This is a genomic window from Pseudideonella sakaiensis (genome assembly GCF_048320135.1).
GTDB lineage: Bacteria > Pseudomonadota > Gammaproteobacteria > Burkholderiales > Burkholderiaceae_C > Ideonella_A > Ideonella_A sakaiensis_A.
This window is the reverse complement of record NZ_CP182947.1, coordinates 4798550-4816008: the sequence shown is the minus strand read 5'-3', so window position 1 is coordinate 4816008 and position 17459 is coordinate 4798550. Positions and strand designations below refer to the sequence as shown.

Annotated in this window: 16 protein-coding genes; 10 read left to right on the top strand and 6 right to left on the bottom strand. The window is 66.1% G+C overall.

What is annotated here, in order from left to right:
- The first annotated feature begins 62 nt into the window (after nt 1-62).
- Nucleotides 63-1589, top strand: a complete 1527-nt coding sequence (locus ACNH6H_RS22100) for a fumarate hydratase (RefSeq protein ID WP_418320439.1) — start codon at nt 63-65, stop codon at nt 1587-1589.
- 843 nt (nt 1590-2432) lie between these two features.
- On the opposite strand, the gene ACNH6H_RS22095 is transcribed toward ACNH6H_RS22100, so the two are convergent.
- From ACNH6H_RS22095 to ACNH6H_RS22080, 4 genes are all read right to left on the bottom strand, one after another.
- A complete protein-coding gene (locus ACNH6H_RS22095; RefSeq protein WP_418320438.1) occupies nt 2433-3575 on the bottom strand; it encodes a branched-chain amino acid ABC transporter substrate-binding protein in 1143 nt (380 codons plus the stop codon).
- A 174-nt stretch (nt 3576-3749) separates the two neighbouring features.
- The gene (locus ACNH6H_RS22090) at nt 3750-4046 is read right to left on the bottom strand and encodes a hypothetical protein (protein WP_418320437.1); all 297 of its coding nucleotides are present in this window, start codon (nt 4044-4046) and stop codon (nt 3750-3752) included.
- Nucleotides 4047-4173: 127 nt separating this feature from the next.
- Nucleotides 4174-4605 carry a DNA polymerase III subunit chi gene (locus ACNH6H_RS22085; protein WP_418320436.1) on the bottom strand — a complete coding sequence of 144 codons (432 nt, stop codon included), beginning with the start codon at nt 4603-4605 and terminating at the stop codon, nt 4174-4176.
- Nucleotides 4606-4627: 22 nt separating this feature from the next.
- Entirely contained in the window at nt 4628-6097 is a 1470-nt protein-coding gene (locus ACNH6H_RS22080; protein WP_418320435.1) for a leucyl aminopeptidase, read from the bottom strand.
- A gap of 28 nt (nt 6098-6125) precedes the next feature.
- Here ACNH6H_RS22080 and lptF point away from each other — a divergent pair, with 28 nt between their 5' ends.
- Genes lptF through ACNH6H_RS22055 form a run of 5 tightly spaced genes read left to right on the top strand, consistent with a single transcriptional unit; the run spans nt 6126 to nt 10920 of the window.
- Nucleotides 6126-7247, top strand: a complete 1122-nt coding sequence (gene lptF / locus ACNH6H_RS22075; protein ID WP_418320434.1) for an LPS export ABC transporter permease LptF — start codon at nt 6126-6128, stop codon at nt 7245-7247.
- Entirely contained in the window at nt 7244-8356 is a 1113-nt protein-coding gene (lptG, locus tag ACNH6H_RS22070; protein WP_418320433.1) for an LPS export ABC transporter permease LptG, read from the top strand. The genes lptF and lptG overlap by 4 nt, the downstream gene beginning before the upstream one ends.
- On the top strand, nt 8356-8793 hold the full coding sequence (locus ACNH6H_RS22065; protein ID WP_418320432.1) for a sirohydrochlorin chelatase: 438 nt from the start codon (nt 8356-8358) through the stop codon (nt 8791-8793). The genes lptG and ACNH6H_RS22065 overlap by 1 nt, the downstream gene beginning before the upstream one ends.
- A complete protein-coding gene (locus tag ACNH6H_RS22060; protein WP_418320431.1) occupies nt 8790-9734 on the top strand; it encodes a CysB family HTH-type transcriptional regulator in 945 nt (314 codons plus the stop codon). Before ACNH6H_RS22065 ends, ACNH6H_RS22060 begins: the two co-directional genes overlap by 4 nt.
- 25 nt (nt 9735-9759) lie before the next feature.
- Complete coding sequence (locus ACNH6H_RS22055) at nt 9760-10920, top strand: pyridoxal phosphate-dependent aminotransferase (protein WP_418320430.1); 1161 nt, start codon at nt 9760-9762, stop codon at nt 10918-10920.
- A 21-nt stretch (nt 10921-10941) separates the two neighbouring features.
- Here the strand turns inward: ACNH6H_RS22055 and ACNH6H_RS22050 are convergent, their stop codons facing one another.
- The gene (locus ACNH6H_RS22050; protein ID WP_418320429.1) at nt 10942-13167 is read right to left on the bottom strand and encodes a FimV family protein; all 2226 of its coding nucleotides are present in this window, start codon (nt 13165-13167) and stop codon (nt 10942-10944) included.
- A 156-nt stretch (nt 13168-13323) separates the two neighbouring features.
- On the opposite strand from ACNH6H_RS22050, the gene ACNH6H_RS22045 reads away from it, so the two are divergent.
- Both ACNH6H_RS22045 and ACNH6H_RS22040 read left to right on the top strand, forming a co-directional pair.
- A complete protein-coding gene (locus ACNH6H_RS22045; protein WP_418320428.1) occupies nt 13324-14034 on the top strand; it encodes a Crp/Fnr family transcriptional regulator in 711 nt (236 codons plus the stop codon).
- A gap of 15 nt (nt 14035-14049) precedes the next feature.
- Nucleotides 14050-15141, top strand: a complete 1092-nt coding sequence (locus ACNH6H_RS22040; RefSeq protein ID WP_418320427.1) for a phosphotransferase — start codon at nt 14050-14052, stop codon at nt 15139-15141.
- 9 nt (nt 15142-15150) lie between these two features.
- On the opposite strand, the gene ACNH6H_RS22035 is transcribed toward ACNH6H_RS22040, so the two are convergent.
- Nucleotides 15151-15885 (bottom strand): hypothetical protein, encoded by a 735-nt coding sequence (locus ACNH6H_RS22035; protein ID WP_418320426.1) that lies wholly within the window; start codon nt 15883-15885, stop codon nt 15151-15153.
- A gap of 185 nt (nt 15886-16070) precedes the next feature.
- On the opposite strand from ACNH6H_RS22035, the gene ACNH6H_RS22030 reads away from it, so the two are divergent.
- Both ACNH6H_RS22030 and ACNH6H_RS22025 read left to right on the top strand, forming a co-directional pair.
- Nucleotides 16071-16598 carry a pyridoxamine 5'-phosphate oxidase family protein gene (locus ACNH6H_RS22030; protein WP_418320425.1) on the top strand — a complete coding sequence of 176 codons (528 nt, stop codon included), beginning with the start codon at nt 16071-16073 and terminating at the stop codon, nt 16596-16598.
- 84 nt (nt 16599-16682) lie between these two features.
- On the top strand, nt 16683-17375 hold the full coding sequence (locus ACNH6H_RS22025) for a glutathione S-transferase N-terminal domain-containing protein (RefSeq protein ID WP_418320424.1): 693 nt from the start codon (nt 16683-16685) through the stop codon (nt 17373-17375).
- Nucleotides 17376-17459 lie beyond the last annotated feature (84 nt).

Genomic DNA, 17459 nt, shown 5'->3' with positions numbered 1-17459 from the left:
AAACACGGACTGCGACATGGTGTGCTGAGATAATCCCCTACCGCCCCGACGCCCAACAGACCATGACGACGACCATCAAAGAAGCCGACCTGATCGAATCCGTGGCCGCTGCGCTGCAGTACATCAGCTACTACCACCCGACCGACTACATCAGCCACCTGGCGCGTGCCTACGAGCACGAGCAGAGCCCGGCGGCAAAGGATGCGATCGCGCAGATCCTGACCAATTCGAAGATGTGCGCCGAGGGCCGCCGGCCGATCTGCCAGGACACCGGCATCGTCAATGTCTTCATCGAGATCGGCATGGACGTGCGCTTCGATGGCTTCACGGGCAGTCTCGAGGATGCGATCAACGAAGGCGTTCGGCGCGGTTATCTGAACAGTGACAACCCGCTGCGGGCTTCGATCGTCGGCGACCCGCAGTTCGCGCGCAAGAACACCACCGACAACACGCCGGCGGTGATCCACATGAAGGTGGTGCCGGGCAATACCGTCGACGTGCAAATCGCCGCGAAGGGTGGCGGCAGCGAGAACAAGAGCAAGTTCGTGATGCTCAACCCGAGCGACAGCCTGGTCGACTGGGTCATGAAGACGGTGCCGACGATGGGCGCCGGCTGGTGCCCACCCGGCATGCTCGGCATCGGCATCGGCGGCACCGCCGAAAAGGCGATGCTGATGGCCAAGGAATCGCTGATGGACCCGATCGACATGTACGAACTGCGCCAGCGCGGCCCGCAGAACAAGACCGAGGAACTGCGCATCGAACTGTGCGACAAGATCAATGCACTGGGCATCGGCGCGCAGGGGCTGGGCGGACTGACGACGGTGCTCGACGTGAAGATCTCGATGTACCCGACCCATGCGGCGAGCAAGCCGGTGGCAATGATCCCGAACTGCGCGGCGACGCGCCACGCGCACTTCGTGCTCGACGGTTCCGGCCCGGCCTACCTCGAGCCGCCGAGCCTCGACCTGTGGCCCGACGTGAACTGGGCACCCGACTACAACAAGTCGAAGAAGGTCGACCTCGATGCGCTGACGCCCGAGCAGGTTGCCTCATGGAAACCCGGCGATACGTTGCTGCTGTCGGGCAAGATGCTGACCGGCCGCGACGCCGCGCACAAGCGCATCCAGGACATGCTCGCCAAGGGCGAAAAACTGCCGGTCGATTTCACGAACCGTGTGATCTACTACGTCGGCCCGGTTGATCCGGTGCGCGACGAAGTCGTCGGCCCGGCCGGCCCGACCACCGCGACGCGCATGGACAAGTTCACCGAGATGATGCTCGCGCAGACCGGGTTGATCGGCATGATTGGCAAGGCCGAGCGCGGCCCGGCCGGCATCGAGGCGATCCGCAAGCACAAGAGCGCCTACCTGATGGCCGTCGGCGGCGCCGCCTACCTGGTGTCGAAAGCGGTCAAGCAGGCCAAGGTGGTCGGCTTTGCGGACCTCGGCATGGAAGCGATCTACGAATTCGACGTCAAGGACATGCCGGTCACCGTCGCCGTCGATTCGACCGGCACCTCGGTGCACAACACCGGCCCGAAGGAGTGGCAGGCCAAGATCGGCAAGATTCCGGTCGTGACGGCCTGAGGTCTGTTCCGGCCCTTGGCGGCCGTTGATTTCGCTGGCTGGGCTGACTTTGTGGGAGGGGCTTCAGCCCCGATTCTGGCTGGTGGAATAAGCCTGGGTCGCATTCGACGACCGAGCGGCGCGGCAGGCGGCACCCGGTCGTGGCTCATGATGCGGCGGTCCTCGCTGGCGCTCGGACTTCGCTGCGATGCTCGGTCCAGGGTCGCGCGGCGGAACTCGCTACGTTCGCTGCGCTCACTGCGCTCGGACAACCGCCGCGAGCATGTTTGTTGATGCTCGCTGCGCTCGCCGACCCTGAACCTCCGCTTCTCGCCGCCGCATAAATCGCCCCGCCCGGGCACCGCCTGCCGCGCAGTGACGCTGGTGAACCTCGTCGAAGTCCTCGGTGCTGCCGCAAAGGCGCGGGCGGGTGGCTGCTGGCGCGCATATGCGCAGCCGAGAAGCGCAGGGCTTGTGGCCCGCGAGCGCAGCGAGCATCAACAACTGGCTTGTCGCGGACTGTCTGAGCGCAACGAGCGAAGCGAGTGCAGCGAGTTTCCGCGACGGGCCACAAGACCGAGCATCGCAGGGAACCCGAGCGCCCGGCGCGAGGGCAAGCATCTAAGCGCAAGCGGCCGCCCGACTGCGCCTTTGCTCTCGCCTCTGTGTGCCTGACGATTCGCAGTCGTGCAAGTGCCCGAATCGGGGCTGAAGCCCCTCCCACAAAAGTCACCACCTCCAAGCGGCCAACGGCCTCTCCGGGCCGCTTGCCGGCTTTGCCAACCCAAATAAAAGGGCGCCCGAAGGCGCCCTTGATCGATGGACGGAATCCGTCGCGAGGACGGACTCTATCGATGCAGCCGATCAGCGAACCACGGCGAGTTGTTCGCGCTTGCCACCCTTGTAGGTGTACAGCGTCAGCGCGCCGTTCTTGATGTCGCCCTTCTCGTCGAATGCGATCGTGCCGGTGACGCCCTTGTAGCCATTGGTCTTGGCCAGCTCGGGCAGGTATTTCGCCGGCTCGGCCGAGTTGGCCTTGACCATTGCGGCAACCATCACGTTCAGCGCGTCGTAGACGTACGGCGCGTAGATCTGGACGTCCTGATTGAACTTCTTCTTGTAGTCGGCCTTGAACTTGTCGAGTGCCGGCTTCTCGGAGCCCTCGACGCCACCAGCCTCGGCGCAGTAGACCTGGCTGTCGTCCATCGCGCCGGCGGCGAGCTTCGGCAGCTCGCCGGAGCAGATGCCGTCACCACCCATGAACTTGGCCTTGATGCCGAGCTGCTTCATCTGGCGCAGCATCGGGCCGGCCACAGCGTCCATGCCGCCGAAGAAGACGATGTCCGGCTTCTTCGACTTGATCGCGGTCAGGATCGCGGTGAAGTCGGTTGCCTTGTCGGTCGTGAACTGCTGGTCGACCACCTGCCCGCCCGAGGCCTTCACGGCCTTCGCGAATTCCTCGGCGACGCCCTGTCCATAAGCGGTGCGGTCATCGACAACGGCAACGGTCTTAGCATTCAGCTGCTTGGTCGCATAACGGCCGAGCGTGCCACCGAGGTGCACGTCATCGGCCACGACGCGGAACGCGGTCTTGTAGCCGTTGCGGGTGTACTTCGGATTCGTCGCCGACGGCGAGATCTGCGGAATGCCGGCGTCGCTGTACAGCTTCGAAGCCGGGATCGTCGTACCCGAGTTCAGGTGGCCGATCACACCGTTGACTTTCGAATCGACCAGCTTCTGCGCTGCAGCGGTGCCCTGCTTCGGGTCACCGGCATCGTCTTCTGCCAGCAGCTCGAACTTCGCCTTCTTGCCGCCGATCATCACGCCCTTGGCGTTGAGCTCGTCGATCGCCATGCGAGCGCCGTTCTCGTTGTCCTTGCCAAGGTGCGCAATCGCGCCGCTGGTCGGCGCCACGTGGCCGATCTTGATGACCAGGTCCTGTGCCGATGCGCCAGCGGCTGCCATCGCAAACACCGCACCCATCACCACGTTGAATCTGACTTGCATGAATTCCTCCGGAGCGTGAAAACACTTGTTGAGAGAACGTTTGAAACGCGAGCATTTCAAGGAGCGGCAATTTACTCCAGTTTTCTCCGTTGTCCTGGCGGTGTTTGCCAGGGGTGCGCTCGATGCGCTGGAGCCCAACCTTCGTATATCAACCGGTCCGACAAACAAACGCCGCTAACTGCCGTCGCGATGACGCGCCGGTGCATGGGCCAGGGCCCGCGCAAGACCGTCTCGCAAGGTCGATGCCAGCTCGCGACGGGTCTCTTCGATGACCTGTGTAACCGTTTGTTCGAGCAGCGGCGTCAGCGCCGCGCGCACCCGCGCCTCGAGCACGCGATCGATGTGGGCCTGCAGCTCGCTGCTGATCCGCTCGGCGATCTCGGCCTCGGAAAATACCGGCGGCCCGGGGGCCTCGCCGGCCTGGGTCAGCGTGTCTGGCTGCTCCGGCGCGGGCGCGAGGACCTCGGTCAACGTCGGCACGCGTGCCGGGGGCTGCGACCGTTTCATCGGCTCGGCCCGCCGACTGCGTCGCCGGCAACTGCCTCGCTGTCACAACTGCAAGCAGATGCACAAGGTCGGATTGCGGGGGTCGGGTGTTTCATGCGGTTACCTCATGGCGCTTGATCGCATAGCCACGGCTTGCATAGTGGCGCCAGCGCAGCCGGGCCGATTCGCGCTCCGACGGGTCGGTGCTGACGATCTCGATCAGGCGCTCGAAGCTGCCAAAACCCTCGGCCGGCTGCTCGCCGAGATAAACGAGCACCGGCAGATGCGCCGCCTGTTCGGCCCGGTCGACCAGCCAGATCGGGGTGCGCTGCTGGAGCGGCGCGGGCGCGGCATTCGCCGCCAGCCGCAGGTGCGGCAGGAAGCCGGTATCTTCAAACGTCCACAGCAGCCGGTCCAGTTCATCGAGCGTGGCCGGTGGCGCGGTCACCGCGACACCGGCACCCTTGCGTACCGCCTTGCGCAACAGACGGCATGCGTAGGCCTGGCGATCCGGCACATTGAAATGGAATTCGACGTCGGTCATGGCCGCGGCGGACCCCGATCGCTCACTTCTGCTGGGCGAGCACGAAATGCGTCAGCAGCGGCACCGGCCGGCCGGTCGCACCCTTCGCGGCACCGGATTTCCACGCGGTGCCGGCGATGTCGAGGTGGGCCCAGCGGTATTTGCCGGTGAAACGCGACAGGAAGCGGGCCGCGGTGATCGAGCCACCGGCACGGCCGCCGACGTTGGCCATGTCGGCAAAATTGCTCTTCAAGGCCTCGTCGTATTCCTCGTCGAGCGGCATCCGCCAGCATGGATCGAGCGCGCGCCGGCTGGCCTGCAGCATCGTGTCTGCGATCTCGTCGTCGGCGGTGAACAGGCCGCTGTGGTGGTGGCCGAGTGCGATCACGCAGGCGCCGGTCAGCGTCGCAATGTCGACGACCACCGCCGGCTTGAAGCGCTCGGCATAGGTCAACGCATCACAGAGGATCAGCCGGCCTTCGGCGTCGGTATTGAGAATCTCGATCGTCTGCCCGGACATGCTGGTGACGACGTCGCCAGGCTTGACCGCCGTACCACTCGGCATGTTGTCGCAGCTCGGAACGATGCACACGAGATTGAGCTTCGGCTTCAGCTCGACAATCGCGCGCATCGTGCCGAATACGCTGGCCGCGCCGCCCATGTCGTATTTCATCTCGTCCATCTCGGCCGACGGCTTGATCGAGATGCCGCCGGTATCGAAGGTGATGCCCTTGCCGACCAGCACCACCGGCGCAACCGTCTTCGCCGCGCCGTCGTAGCGCATCACGATGAATTTCAACGGCTCGGCCGAGCCTTGCGCAACCGCGACGAAGGCGCCCATGCCGAGTTTTTCGACCGCCTTGCGATCGAGCACCTGCACGCTCAGCCCGTGCGACTTGCCGAGTGCACGCGCCTGGTCGGCAAGAAAACTCGGCGTGCAGTGGTTGCCCGGCATGTTGGCGAATTCACGCGCCAGCCCGACGCCGGCACCGATCGCCGCGCCGCGTTGCAGGCCCTGCTGCACTTCGCGTGCGGTTGCCTTGTCGCAGACCAGGCTGAGCTTCTGCAGCAGCGGTGCCGCGCCGGCACTCGGCTTGGTCTTGCGGTACAGATAGGTGGCGTCGCCGGCAGCGGCGGTCACTGCCTCGGCATGCACGGCGCCGACGGCGGCTGAGCTGGCCAGCGCGACGACGACATGTTTTGCCCCACCGCCCTTCAGCACCGACAGCGCCTGCGCCAGTGCGGCCTTGAAGGTTTTTACCTCGCCGGCTGCCGACGGTGCGGCGACCGCGACCACCAGCCGCTGCGCCTTCAGACCGGCCGGGCGATGGAAATAGACGTTGCGGCCGGCCTTCAGCTGCAGGTCACCGCCCTTCACCGCATCGTCGATCAGCGTCGCGACTGCCGGGTCGAGCGAGGGGTCACGCTGTTCGGTTTCGATCACGACGACCAGCGCGTCGGCCTGGATGGATGACAGCGCCGCTGCCGAAGAAATCAGGTGTTTGAAGTCCATAATGTCCAGAAGGATCAGGCAATCAACGATGTTATTCGATTCCACATTGCGTCGCGATCTGGCACGCAGTTTCGGCGCGACGCTGGTCGTCATCATCACGATCGTGCTGACGATGATGCTGATCCGCACGCTTGGCCAGGCTGCACTCGGCCGGGTCTCGCCGCAGGACGTGGTGCTGCTGCTGGCCTATACCGCGCTCGGCCATCTGCCGACGATCCTCGCGTTGTCGCTGTTCATCGCGATCGTTGCGACGTTGAGCCGCATGTACCGCGACAGCGAGATGACGATCTGGTTTGCCAGCGGCGTCGGCCTGAGCCGCTTCGTCGGCCCGGTGCTCGGCACCGCATGGCCGGTGCTGCTGGTGGTCGGCCTGCTGGCATTGTTCGTCTGGCCGTGGGTCAACCAGCGCGCGGTCGACCTGCAGGCGCGGTTCGAGGCACGCTCCGACCTGTCGCGCGTCGCCGCCGGCACCTTCCAGACCTCGAAGGATGGGCGCCGCACCTTTTTCATCGACCGCGACACGCCGGACAGCACGACCGGCCACAATGTCTTCATCCTGAGCAATTCCGACAACGGCGAATCGGTCACCACCGCCGAACGCGGCCAGATCGAATGGCGCGACGACGAGCGGATGCTGGTGTTGCAGCGCGGCCAGCGCAACGACATCGATGAAAAATCCGGCGAGACGACGATCTCGCGCTTCGAGTCGTATTCGGCCAGCGTCGGCGAACGCGTCAGCAGCGACAACAAGCAGCGCCCGCCGAAGGCCAGGCACAGCCTCGAGTTGCTGCGCCAGCCCGATCCGCCGTTCCAGGGTGAACTGGCGTGGCGGATGGGCCTGCTGCTGGCGGCCAGCAACATGGTGCTGCTCGGCATCGGCCTGTCCTATGCAAACCCGCGCCGCGCCGGCAACTGGAACATGCTGTTTGCGCTGCTCAGCTTCGTCGTCTATTACAACCTGATCAACCTGACCAAGGCCTGGGTCACCAATGGCAAGCTCGGGCTCGGCGCTGCGCTGCTGCTGGCCCACGGCGGCACGATGCTGCTGGCGCTGGCGCTGATCTGGTGGCGCGACAACAGCATCCGCGGCATGCCGTGGCAACGGCGCAGCCGCCTCGCAGCGTCACCGCCGGCCGGAGCGGCGGCATGAAAACCGTTCGCCGTCTGTTCTACCTCGACATCGTCAGCGCGGTGGTATTCGTCGCGCTGGCCTTCCTGTCGCTGTTCTTCTTCATCGATTTTGTCGATGAACTCGGCGATGTCGGCAAACGTGGCTACACCGCGCTCGATGCGGCCGCGTACAGCCTGCTCGAGATTCCCGGCCACCTCTACGAACTGGCGCCGATCGCGGTGCTGATCGGCACCATCTATGCACTGGCGCGGATGGCGCAGTCGTCTGAATTCACGATCCTGCGCACCGGCGGGCTCGGCCCGGGCCGGGCTTTGTCGCTGCTTGCCGGCCTCGGCCTGATCTTCGCGGTCTTCACGTTCGTGATCGGCGACTATGTCGCGCCGTATGCCGAACAGCAGGCCGAGGAATTGCGCTCCGGTTTCAGCGGCGGCCGTGCCGGCGCCTGGCTGAAGGACCGCCAGGTCTCCACCGACGGCGAACACAATGTCGCGGTCAATGTCGCGAGCGCCGGCTCCGGCAACCAGCTCGAAGGCATCCGTATCTACGAGTTCGGCGGCGACGGCTCGCTGGTCAAGCGCATCGCCGCTGAATCCGGCACCGTCGACAGGAACGGCCGCTGGGCGCTGCGCGACGTGGAGATGACCCGCTGGTCGGGTTTCGATGCGACGGCGCCGGTGCAGCAGCCACCCCGCATCGAAAGCAGCAAGCTCGAAGCGATGGACTGGTCGAGCGGCCTGTCCGCCGATGTCGTTGCCGCCGCCGTGCTGCCGCTGGCGACGATGTCGACTTGGGAACTGTGGCGCTATATCGGCCATCTGTCGGCCAACGATCAGGCCGCGCAGCGGCAGGAGATCCAGTTCTGGAAACGCGCGTTCTATCCGTTCGCCTGCATCGTGATGGTTGCGCTGGCCCTGCCGTTTGCCTACCTGCACGCACGCGCCGGCGGCATCAGCCTGAAGATCTTCGGCGGCATCATGCTCGGCATCAGTTTCGTGTTGCTGAACAATGTTGCCGGGCACCTCGGCCTGCTGCGCAACTGGACGCCGTGGCTGACCGCGCTGGTGCCGAGCGGGCTGTACCTGCTGCTGTCGCTGGGCGCCTTCGCCTGGCTGGTGCGCTACCGCTGATGACGACGGCGATGCGCAAGGGGCTGCTGCTGTTCGCTCACGGAGCCCGCGACCCGAACTGGGCATTGCCGTTCGAGGCCGTGGCGGCACGGGCGACGCGCGCCGGCGCCGGCCTGCAGCCGCCGCTGCAGGTGCGGCTCGCCTTTCTCGAATTCATGCAGCCCGATCTGCCGACCGCCGGCCAGGCCCTTGCCGAATCCGGCTGCGAACATGTCGATGTCGTGCCGCTGTTCCTCGGCGCCGGCGGCCATGTGCGCAAGGATCTGCCGGCGCTGCTGCGCACGCTCGCCGAGCGCTATCCGCGCATCCGCTGGGAACTGCGGCCGGCGGTCGGCGAGATGCCCGGCGTCGTCGCGGCAATGGCCGAGGCATCGCTGAGCTGGATCGGCGGCGGCCCTTCCTCCGAACCCACCCCGCCCGATGGCGGCAGCCGATGAACCTGCACCAGTTCCGCTTTGTCCAGGAGGCCGTCCGGCGCAACCTGAACCTGACTGAAACGGCGAAGGCGCTGTTCACGTCGCAGCCTGGCGTTTCGAAGGCCATCCTCGAGCTCGAAGACGAACTCGGCATCGAAATCTTCGCTCGCCACGGCAAACGGCTGAAACGCGTCACCGAACCTGGCGTTGCGGTGCTGCGCTCGATCGAGCTGATCATGGCCGAGGTCAACAACCTGAAGCGGATCGGCGAGGAATTCTCCAAGCAGGACGCCGGCACGCTGTCGATTGCAACCACCCACACGCAGGCGCGTTATGTGTTGCCGGCGCCGGTCGCGCAGCTGCGCAAGCGTTTTCCGAAAGTCAACATCAGCCTGCACCAGGGAACGCCCGAACAGGTGGCGCAGATGGTGATCGACGAGGTCGCCGAAGTCGGGCTGGCGACCGAGTCGCTGGAGAATTTCGACGCGCTGGTCTCGCTGCCCTGTTATGAATGGCAACACGTCGCGGTGATGCCGGTCGGCCATCCGCTGGCCCGCGTCGAGCGGCTCAGCCTCGAAGACCTGGTCGTGCAGCCGCTGATTTCCTACCACCCGAGCTTCACCGGCAGAACGCGCATCGACCATGCCTTCGAGACGCGCCAGCTGAAACCGAACATCGTGCTCGAGGCGATCGATTCGGATGTCATCAAGACCTATGTGCGGCTCGGCATGGGGGTCGGCATCGTCGCCGAGATGGCTGTCCGCGACGACCCGGCCAACGGCGAACTGGTCGCGCGGCCGGTCGGCCATCTGTTCGGCCAGAATGTCGCCCGCATTGCATTCAAGCGTGGCGCCTACCTGCGCAGCTTCGTCTATTCGTTCGCCGAGATGCTGTCCGACCGCCTCGGCCGCAACCTCGTCGCGCGTGCGATCTCCGGCAATCCCGACGACTACCAGCTCTGACCAGCATTTTTCTGCGATCCCTCTGATGACCGATTTCCAGTCCCCCGCCGTCACCAGCCGGCTGCCGAGCGTCGGCACCACCATCTTCACCGTGATGTCGGCGCTCGCGCAGCAGCATGGCGCGGTCAATCTGGGCCAGGGTTTTCCGGATTTCGCCGGCGACCCGGCGCTGCTCGATGCGGTCACCGAGGCGATGCGGCAAGGCCACAACCAGTATCCGCCGATGACCGGCATTGCGCCGCTGCGCGACGCGGTGGCGGCGAAGATCGCGACGCTGTACGGCCACCGCTACGACGCCGGCACCGAAATCACGATCACCGCCGGCGCGACGCAGGCGATCCTGACCGCCATCCTTGCGCTGGTCCATCCGGGCGACGAGGTGATCGTGCTCGATCCCTGCTACGACAGCTACGAGCCGAATATCGTGCTGGCCGGCGCGCGGCCGGTTCATGTGGCGCTGACGCCGCAGACTTTCCGCCCCGATTTCGACCGCATCGCCGCGGCGCTGCGCCCGAATACGCGGGCGATCATCATCAATTCACCACACAACCCGAGCGGCACCGTCTGGCGCGCCGAGGACATGCAGCAGCTCGCCGAGCTGCTGCGGCCGACCGGCGTGATCGTGATCTCCGACGAGGTCTACGAACACATGGTGTTCGACGGCGCACCACACCAGAGCGTCGCGCGCTGGCCGGAACTGGCCGCGCGCAGCGTGATCGTCTCGAGTTTCGGCAAGACCTACCACGTGACCGGCTGGAAAATCGGCTACGTCGCGGCACCGGCGCCATTGACGGCCGAATTCCGCAAGGTGCACCAGTTCAATGTCTTCACGGTCAATACGCCGATGCAGCATGCGCTGGCCAGCTACATGGCGGATGCCCGGCCCTATCTGGATCTGCCGGCGTTCTACCAGCACAAGCGGGATCTGTTCCGCGCCGGGCTCGGCAACAGCCGGCTGCGGCTGCTGCCGAGCGAAGGCAGCTATTTCCAGGTCGTCGACTACAGCGAGGTCAGCCAGCTGCCGGAAGCAGAATTCTGCAGCTGGCTGACGCGCGAGGTCGGTGTCGCGGCGATTCCGCTGTCGGCGTTCTATTCGGACGGCCGCGACCAGCACCTGGCGCGTTTCTGCTTCGCGAAGAAGGACGAGACGCTGCAGCATGCGCTGGGCCGCCTGAGCGGCCTCTGACGCAGCGCCCCGCCGGGCGCATCAGTTCTTCGACAGCGGGCCCTTGGGCTCCTTGGGCTCGTGCAGATCGAGGTCGGGCAAATCGAAGTCGAGGTCTGGCAGCGAGCGCTCGCCGGGGGCAGGCGCCGGTGGCGCCGGTTCCGGGGCGGCCGCGTCTGGTCTCGACTCGGGCACCGTCGGCGGCAAGTCGGCCAGATCGGCGGAAGGATCAACCGGCAGGGTATCCGGCGAACCATCAGCAGCATCAAGGCTGAAGCTGCGATCCGCGTCGCCGTCGTCGAGCGGCAGCAGCAGGTCGACGTCGCTGGACGAAGCCTCGGTCTCGGCCAGGTCGCGGGCGATCGAATACAGGAACAGCAGCTCGGCGTATGCCGGCAGGTCGAAGGTCTCGGCGCCTTCATGCCGCTTGAACAGCAGGTCGGTCAGCGTATTCATCGCGTGCGTGGGGCTGTCCCAGCCGCGCTGCAGCTGCTCGACGATCTGCGGATAGTCCTGCAGCCCGCGGTCGTGGCCCGAATGCGCTTCCCATTCGGGCGCGAAGGCACCGAACCGCCGGTTGAAGCGCTCGCGGACACGGTCGTAGGCAGCCCGTTCACCGCGCCGGCGATGGATTTCGAGCAACTTCAGATACGGCATCGGACTGACGCCGCCAGTGCCCTGCAGGTGGCCGTTCAACAGGTCGACCGCCGCGTCATCCTGGCCGAGCACCTCGAAAAAGTCGGCCTGCTGCTCGAGGTCAATCAATTCATCGACGCTGACATCCTGTCTTGGCTCGTGCACCGCGGTGGTGTCGAACGCTCTCGCGGCCGCCGGTGCTGGCGCTGCCGAGGCATCGTCATCGTCATCGTCGGCAGCGGCCAGCCCCGCAGCGCCTGCAGCGGCGGCGGCCGCGCCGCCGACAACCGGCGCGGCGGATTTTCCAGCGCCCGGATGCAGCGCGGCGCGCGGGCCCGGCGTCGTCGCCTTCTCGGACAACCGCGCCGCCGCTGCCGCCGCGGCCGCGTCGGCCGCTGCATGGCTGCCGGCGGCTGCCGACGGCCGGACGATTGAACGCACGGCGCCGATCGTCGGATCGACCGGCGGCGAATTCTCGGCGGCAGCCTTCAGCCAGTCAGACTCGCGGCGCATCGCCGACTGCCTGACCAGCAAGGCGATCACCGCGAGCAGCAACAACAGCATCGCGGCCGCGAGGCCATAAATCAGCGTATTCGATGAACGATCCTGTTCCGCCGCAAGCAGCCGCTGCTGCAGTTCGGCGCTGCTGCGTTGCAGCGCCTCGTTGTCGCTGCGCAGGCGCGCCAGGTTTTCGTCGAGTGCACGCAGCTTGTCGGCACTGACGAGCATCGCATCGGCATCGGCCTTCGCGGCCAACTCTCCGAGCAGGCCACTGACCGCTGCCGATGCCGACGGCGCAACACCGACGACGACACCGCTGGCGGTCGGGCTTGCCGCTGCAGCGGGCGCGGCGCTGGCCGCGGCCAATGTCGGATCGGCGGTCGCCGAGCCGCCGGCTGCCGACCGAGCAGCACCACCGGCCGTGTCTGCGCCCGGCAGCACTGGCGGCGCCGATTCAAGTTTCAGGCTGCTGGTGGCCGGGGCTTCGCGCGGAACGGCGGCAACCCTGGTGTCGCGTGTCGAAGCGCGGCGCGGCGGCGCTGCTGCGGCACTGCGCTGCGGCCGCGCTGCGCGCGATGCACCACCGCCGCTGGAGCGCGCCGACGACGGTGCACGTCCGGACGCCGTCGAAGCCCGCCGCGACGCCGCGCGCGCAGGTGTGGCGGCAGTGGACGGCTCGGCGGCGCGCCGAGCTGGCAACTGCGGTTGCAAACCATCGGCGGCAGCGAAACGCTCGGTGCGTGCGAGGTCGAGCGTCGGCGGATCGATGAAGACCACATAGCTGCGGCGGATCGACGTGCCGCATTCGAGCCGCAGATCGACGCGCGCCAATGGTTCGTCGATGCGGGTCGCCGTGACCACGCGCAGCGAGCTCGGAGCACCATCGCGGGCGCGGTCGATGCTGATGCGCACGAGGTCGTCCGGCACTCGCGACTCGCCGGAATAGACATCGGCGCTGATGCATTCCGGAACGACCGGATCGCCAGGCTGGGCCAGCAGCGCGACCGTGAAATCGAGCGGATCACCAAGGAAACTGGCGGTCCGCACCCGTCCCATGCCGAGCGCGAAGACGCTGGCACTGACCAGCAACAGCATCAAACCAACGGTAACGGCGGTAGCAGGTCGGCGCATGCGGAGGGGGTGTTCGGTGTCGAATGACTCTAACATGAAGATACATTCGCAAGCAGGTCGCTCGGTCGCCCGGAACGTCATGTCGCTGCGGCTGGCGCGGCCTCGCGACGTCGCACAATAAGATGCCTGGCGCTTCGCGTGCCAGCCAATCGCCCAATGTATTCGTCTGCCCTCACCCCGCCCGAGCGCCAACACATCGAAACCGGATCGTGGTTCTCGAAGCTGTCGGCGCCGTTGCGCACCGACATCCTGTCGCGGGCATCGGTCAGGCGGATCGCCGACGGCGAACTGGTCACCGCGCGCGGCAATGTCGCCGCCGAATGGTGCGGCGTTGCCAACGGAGCGGTCCGCATCAGTTCGGTGTCGCTGTCGGGCAGGCAGATTTCGCTGACTTATGTCGAGCCCGGCGTGTGGTTCGGCGACATCGCGCTGTTCGATGGACTGCCGCGCACCCACGACGCCACCGCGCACGGCGACACGACGCTGCTGATCGTCCGCAGGGCAGACTTCCACGATCTGCTGGCCCGCCACGTCGAGCTGTACGACGCCTTGCTGCGCCTGAACTGCCGCCGACTGCGGCTGATGTTCGACGCCTTCGAGGACCTCAATACGAAGCCCCTGGCCTCGCGGCTGGCGAAACAGATCCTGCTGCTCGCGCGCAGCTACGGCAGCCGGAGTGGCGACGAAATCCGCATCGGACTGGCGCTTGCGCAGGAGGATCTTGCCCAGCTGCTCGGTGCATCGCGCCAGCGCGTCAACCAGGAACTGAAAGGTTTCGAGCGCGACGGCGCGGTGCGCATCGAGCCGACGCGGCTGGTCGTGCTGTCGCGGGAAAAGCTGATGGCGATCGCCGAACACCAGACCTGAACCACCTTGCAAGCCATGCCTCAACAGACCGAAACATCCAACAACCAGGCCCAGCACGCGATCGACACCGATGCCTTGTCTGCCTACCTGAGCCGCGAACTGCCCGGCTTCGCAGGGCCGCTGCGGCTCGAACGGTTCAAGGGCGGCCAGTCGAACCCGACTTTCAAGCTGGTTTGCGGCGACCGCAGCTTCGTGATGCGGACCAAGCCCGGCCCGAAGGCGAAGCTGCTGCCGTCGGCGCACGCAATCGAACGCGAATACCGCGTGATGCAGGCACTGCAGTCGACCGAGGTGCCAGTACCCGGGATGCACCTGCTGTGCGAGGACGAATCGGTGATCGGCCGGGCCTTCTACCTGATGGACATGGTCGACGGGCGCGTGTTGTGGGACCAGGCACTGCCGGGGATGGCGAATCAAGAGCGATCGGCGATCTATGACGAGATGAACCGGGTCATCGCCGCGCTGCATCGGGTCGACGTGGCGGCCGTCGGACTGAGCGACTACGGCCGGCCGGGCAACTATTTCGAGCGCCAGATCGGCCGCTGGAGCAAGCAGTACCAGGCGTCGGTGACCGAGCCGATCGCCGCGATGGAAGAACTGATGGCCTGGCTGCCGGCGAATATTCCGGCCAGCGCGCGCGACGAGCGGCAGGTCGGCATCGTGCACGGCGACTACCGGCTCGACAACCTGATCTTCCATCCGGATGAGCCGCGTGTGCTCGCGGTGCTCGACTGGGAACTGTCGACGATCGGCCACCCGCTTGCCGATTTCAGTTACCACTGCATGTCGTGGCACATCTCGGCCAATGTCTTCCGCGGCATTGGCGGCCTCGACCTGGCCGCACGCGGCATTCCGGACGAACGCGACTATGTGCGCCGCTATTGCGAGCGCACCGGCCGCACCACGCCCGGCAATGACGTCGACGCGGTGCTTGCCGACTGGACCTTCTACCTCGCCTACAACCTGTTCAGGATGGCTGGCATCCTGCAAGGCATTGCCAAACGGGTGGTCGACGGCACCGCCTCCAGCGACGAGGCGCGCCAGGCCGCGGCCGGCGCGAAGCCGCTGGCCGAACTCGGCTGGCGGATCGCGCGCGGCAAGCGCTGACTGGCGTGCTCAGGTCGGGCCGTGTTGCCTGGCCCGCAATCCTTGCCAGTCTGCTGACGCGGCTGCGACCCAGGCCTGCGCCTGCGCATCGCGGCCATCGAGGCGCAGCACCTGCTGCGCAGCGACCGCGAACAGCAGCACGGCCTCGGACAGCGCCAGCGGGTCGACCTCGCCCAGTTCCATTCGCAGATACAGGCGCGCGCGATGGCACATCAGCATGAACGGTGGCTGCCGGCTCAGCAGCCCTTGCCCGGCCGCCAGCAACTGGGTGCCGAGCGGCCCCTCGACCCAGCTCCCGGCGACATCGGGGTTGGCGCCGAGCGCCGCAAAATGCTGGCGCACCTCGCGCTGCCCGCTCAGCGCGGCGCGCGGCCACATCGCCAGCCAGCGCATCTCCTCCGGCACTGAACTGCCGACATAGGTCTGCGTGCCCTGCGTGAAATCGTCGAAGGTCTCCTGCTCCAGCAATTCGAGCAGGCTGCGGCTCAGCACCATCATCTGCAGTTCGGGCTGCTGCGCCATTTCCATCCGGATCCGCAGCTCGCGGGTCTTGATGTAGCGGCGCTGCGCCGGACCCCACTCGAGCCGCCACGGCCGATCGTCGAAGCGGCCGTCGATCGCGAAGCCGTCCGACTCGGGTACCTGCTTGAAGGTAAAACGCTGTGCGCGGGCCCAGCCGGCCACCGCGCGCCAGTCGGGCCCGTCTGGCTGGCTGGCAAACATCCGTTTGATCGCGTCGAACATGCTGGGAGCTTGGAAGGACGAAAGCCGGCAGGTGCGTGAGTCTGCGAGCCGGCAACCCGAGTGTATGCGGCCGTGCGCGACTCGCGATGGTGCTTGTCCGACAACCCGCTCCGGCGCCGACCGACTGCGGCCGGACCAGCGAGGCGTTGCAATGGAAAACCGACAACGCAACCGGAGGTAGAACGATGCCCGCACCAGACCTGTCCAACCTGAAAACCGATGACGATCGCCGCGAACACCTGTGGTCATTGATCAAGGACATCAGGTTCGCGATGTTCACGTCGCGACATTCGAACGGCCACCTGCACTCGAGGCCGATGACGGTGCAGAACAAGTCGCTCGATCAATCCGACACGTTGTGGTTTTTCATGTCGCGACGCAACGATGCGGTCGCCGACCTGGCCAGCGACCCTGCCGTCAACATCGCCTTCGCCGACCCGGGCGACGACAGCTATGTCTCGATCGCCGGCAACGCATCGGTGGTCGAGGACCCGGCGAAGAAGCAGCAGCTGTGGTCGGCGATGGCCAAGGCCTGGTTCCCGGGCGGGCCGGAGGATCCCGATCTGGCGCTGGTCGGTGTGCGCGTGATCCACGCCGACTACTGGGACGTCAAGAGCAACAAGCTGGTGCAACTGCTGAAGATGGCAAAGGCAGCAGTGACTGGAGATCCGCCGACCGACATGGGCGAACACGAGCAGCTGCGGATGCGTTGACGGCTGCGGCCGCGGCGACAACGGCCGCCGTGGCCGACGAAGGGCCTATAGTCTTCGGGCACCTCGTCAGCCTGGAGACTGGAAATGATCGACCTGTATTCGTGGGCGACGCCGAACGGCCACAAGATCCACATCATGCTCGAGGAATGTGGGCTGCCTTATCGGGTTCACGCGGTCGATATCGGCAATGGCGAGCAGTTCGATCCGGACTTCCTCGCGATCAGCCCGAACAACAAGATTCCGGCGATCGTCGACCCCGACGGCCCTGACGGCAAGCCGATCTCGCTGTTCGAATCCGGTGCGATCCTGCTCTACCTCGCTGCCAAGACCGGCCGCTTTCTTCCGCAGTCGGTCAGCGCGCGCTACGAGGTGCTGCAATGGCTGATGTTCCAGATGGGCGGGGTCGGACCGATGCTCGGCCAGGCCCATCATTTCCGCATCTATGCGCCGCAGAAGATCGACTATGCGATCGAGCGCTATACCAATGAGGCGCGGCGCCTGTATGGCGTGCTGGACAAGCAGGTCGCGCGCCACGGCTATCTTGCCGGCGCCGACTATACGATCGCCGATATCGCAACCTTTCCGTGGCTGCGCTCGTGGAAAAACCAGGGCATTGTCTGGGATGACCATCCGAACCTGCGCGGCTGGTTCGACGAGATCGCCGGCCGCCCGGCGGTGCGGCGAGGCGTCGAGGTGCTGGCCGACAGGCGCAAGCCGCTGGTCGACGAAAAAGCCCGCGAGGCCTTGTTCGGCGACCGCCAGTACAGGCTGCGCTGACGGCTGAATTGCCGGGCTTGCCAGCCGCCGGCTTGACAAACGCCGACCCGGACCTATCTTCTGTTCAGTAGGCGCTTGCCCTGC

Bases quoted from the DNA above. Each gene is read 5' to 3' on its own strand.
- ACNH6H_RS22085 (WP_418320436.1), bottom strand. From the start codon at position 4,605: ATGACCGACGTCGAATTCCATTTCAATGTGCCGGATCGCCAGGCCTAC.
- lptG (WP_418320433.1), top strand. From the start codon at position 7,244: ATGAAAACCGTTCGCCGTCTGTTCTACCTCGACATCGTCAGCGCGGTG.
- ACNH6H_RS22095 (WP_418320438.1), bottom strand. From the start codon at position 3,575: ATGCAAGTCAGATTCAACGTGGTGATGGGTGCGGTGTTTGCGATGGCA.
- ACNH6H_RS22045 (WP_418320428.1), top strand. From the start codon at position 13,324: ATGTATTCGTCTGCCCTCACCCCGCCCGAGCGCCAACACATCGAAACC.
- lptF (WP_418320434.1), top strand. From the start codon at position 6,126: ATGTTATTCGATTCCACATTGCGTCGCGATCTGGCACGCAGTTTCGGC.
- ACNH6H_RS22100 (WP_418320439.1), top strand. From the start codon at position 63: ATGACGACGACCATCAAAGAAGCCGACCTGATCGAATCCGTGGCCGCT.
- ACNH6H_RS22055 (WP_418320430.1), top strand. From the start codon at position 9,760: ATGACCGATTTCCAGTCCCCCGCCGTCACCAGCCGGCTGCCGAGCGTC.
- ACNH6H_RS22025 (WP_418320424.1), top strand. From the start codon at position 16,683: ATGATCGACCTGTATTCGTGGGCGACGCCGAACGGCCACAAGATCCAC.
- ACNH6H_RS22050 (WP_418320429.1), bottom strand. From the start codon at position 13,167: ATGCGCCGACCTGCTACCGCCGTTACCGTTGGTTTGATGCTGTTGCTG.
- ACNH6H_RS22080 (WP_418320435.1), bottom strand. From the start codon at position 6,097: ATGGACTTCAAACACCTGATTTCTTCGGCAGCGGCGCTGTCATCCATC.
- ACNH6H_RS22035 (WP_418320426.1), bottom strand. From the start codon at position 15,885: ATGTTCGACGCGATCAAACGGATGTTTGCCAGCCAGCCAGACGGGCCC.
- ACNH6H_RS22060 (WP_418320431.1), top strand. From the start codon at position 8,790: ATGAACCTGCACCAGTTCCGCTTTGTCCAGGAGGCCGTCCGGCGCAAC.
- ACNH6H_RS22065 (WP_418320432.1), top strand. From the start codon at position 8,356: ATGACGACGGCGATGCGCAAGGGGCTGCTGCTGTTCGCTCACGGAGCC.
- ACNH6H_RS22030 (WP_418320425.1), top strand. From the start codon at position 16,071: ATGCCCGCACCAGACCTGTCCAACCTGAAAACCGATGACGATCGCCGC.
- ACNH6H_RS22040 (WP_418320427.1), top strand. From the start codon at position 14,050: ATGCCTCAACAGACCGAAACATCCAACAACCAGGCCCAGCACGCGATC.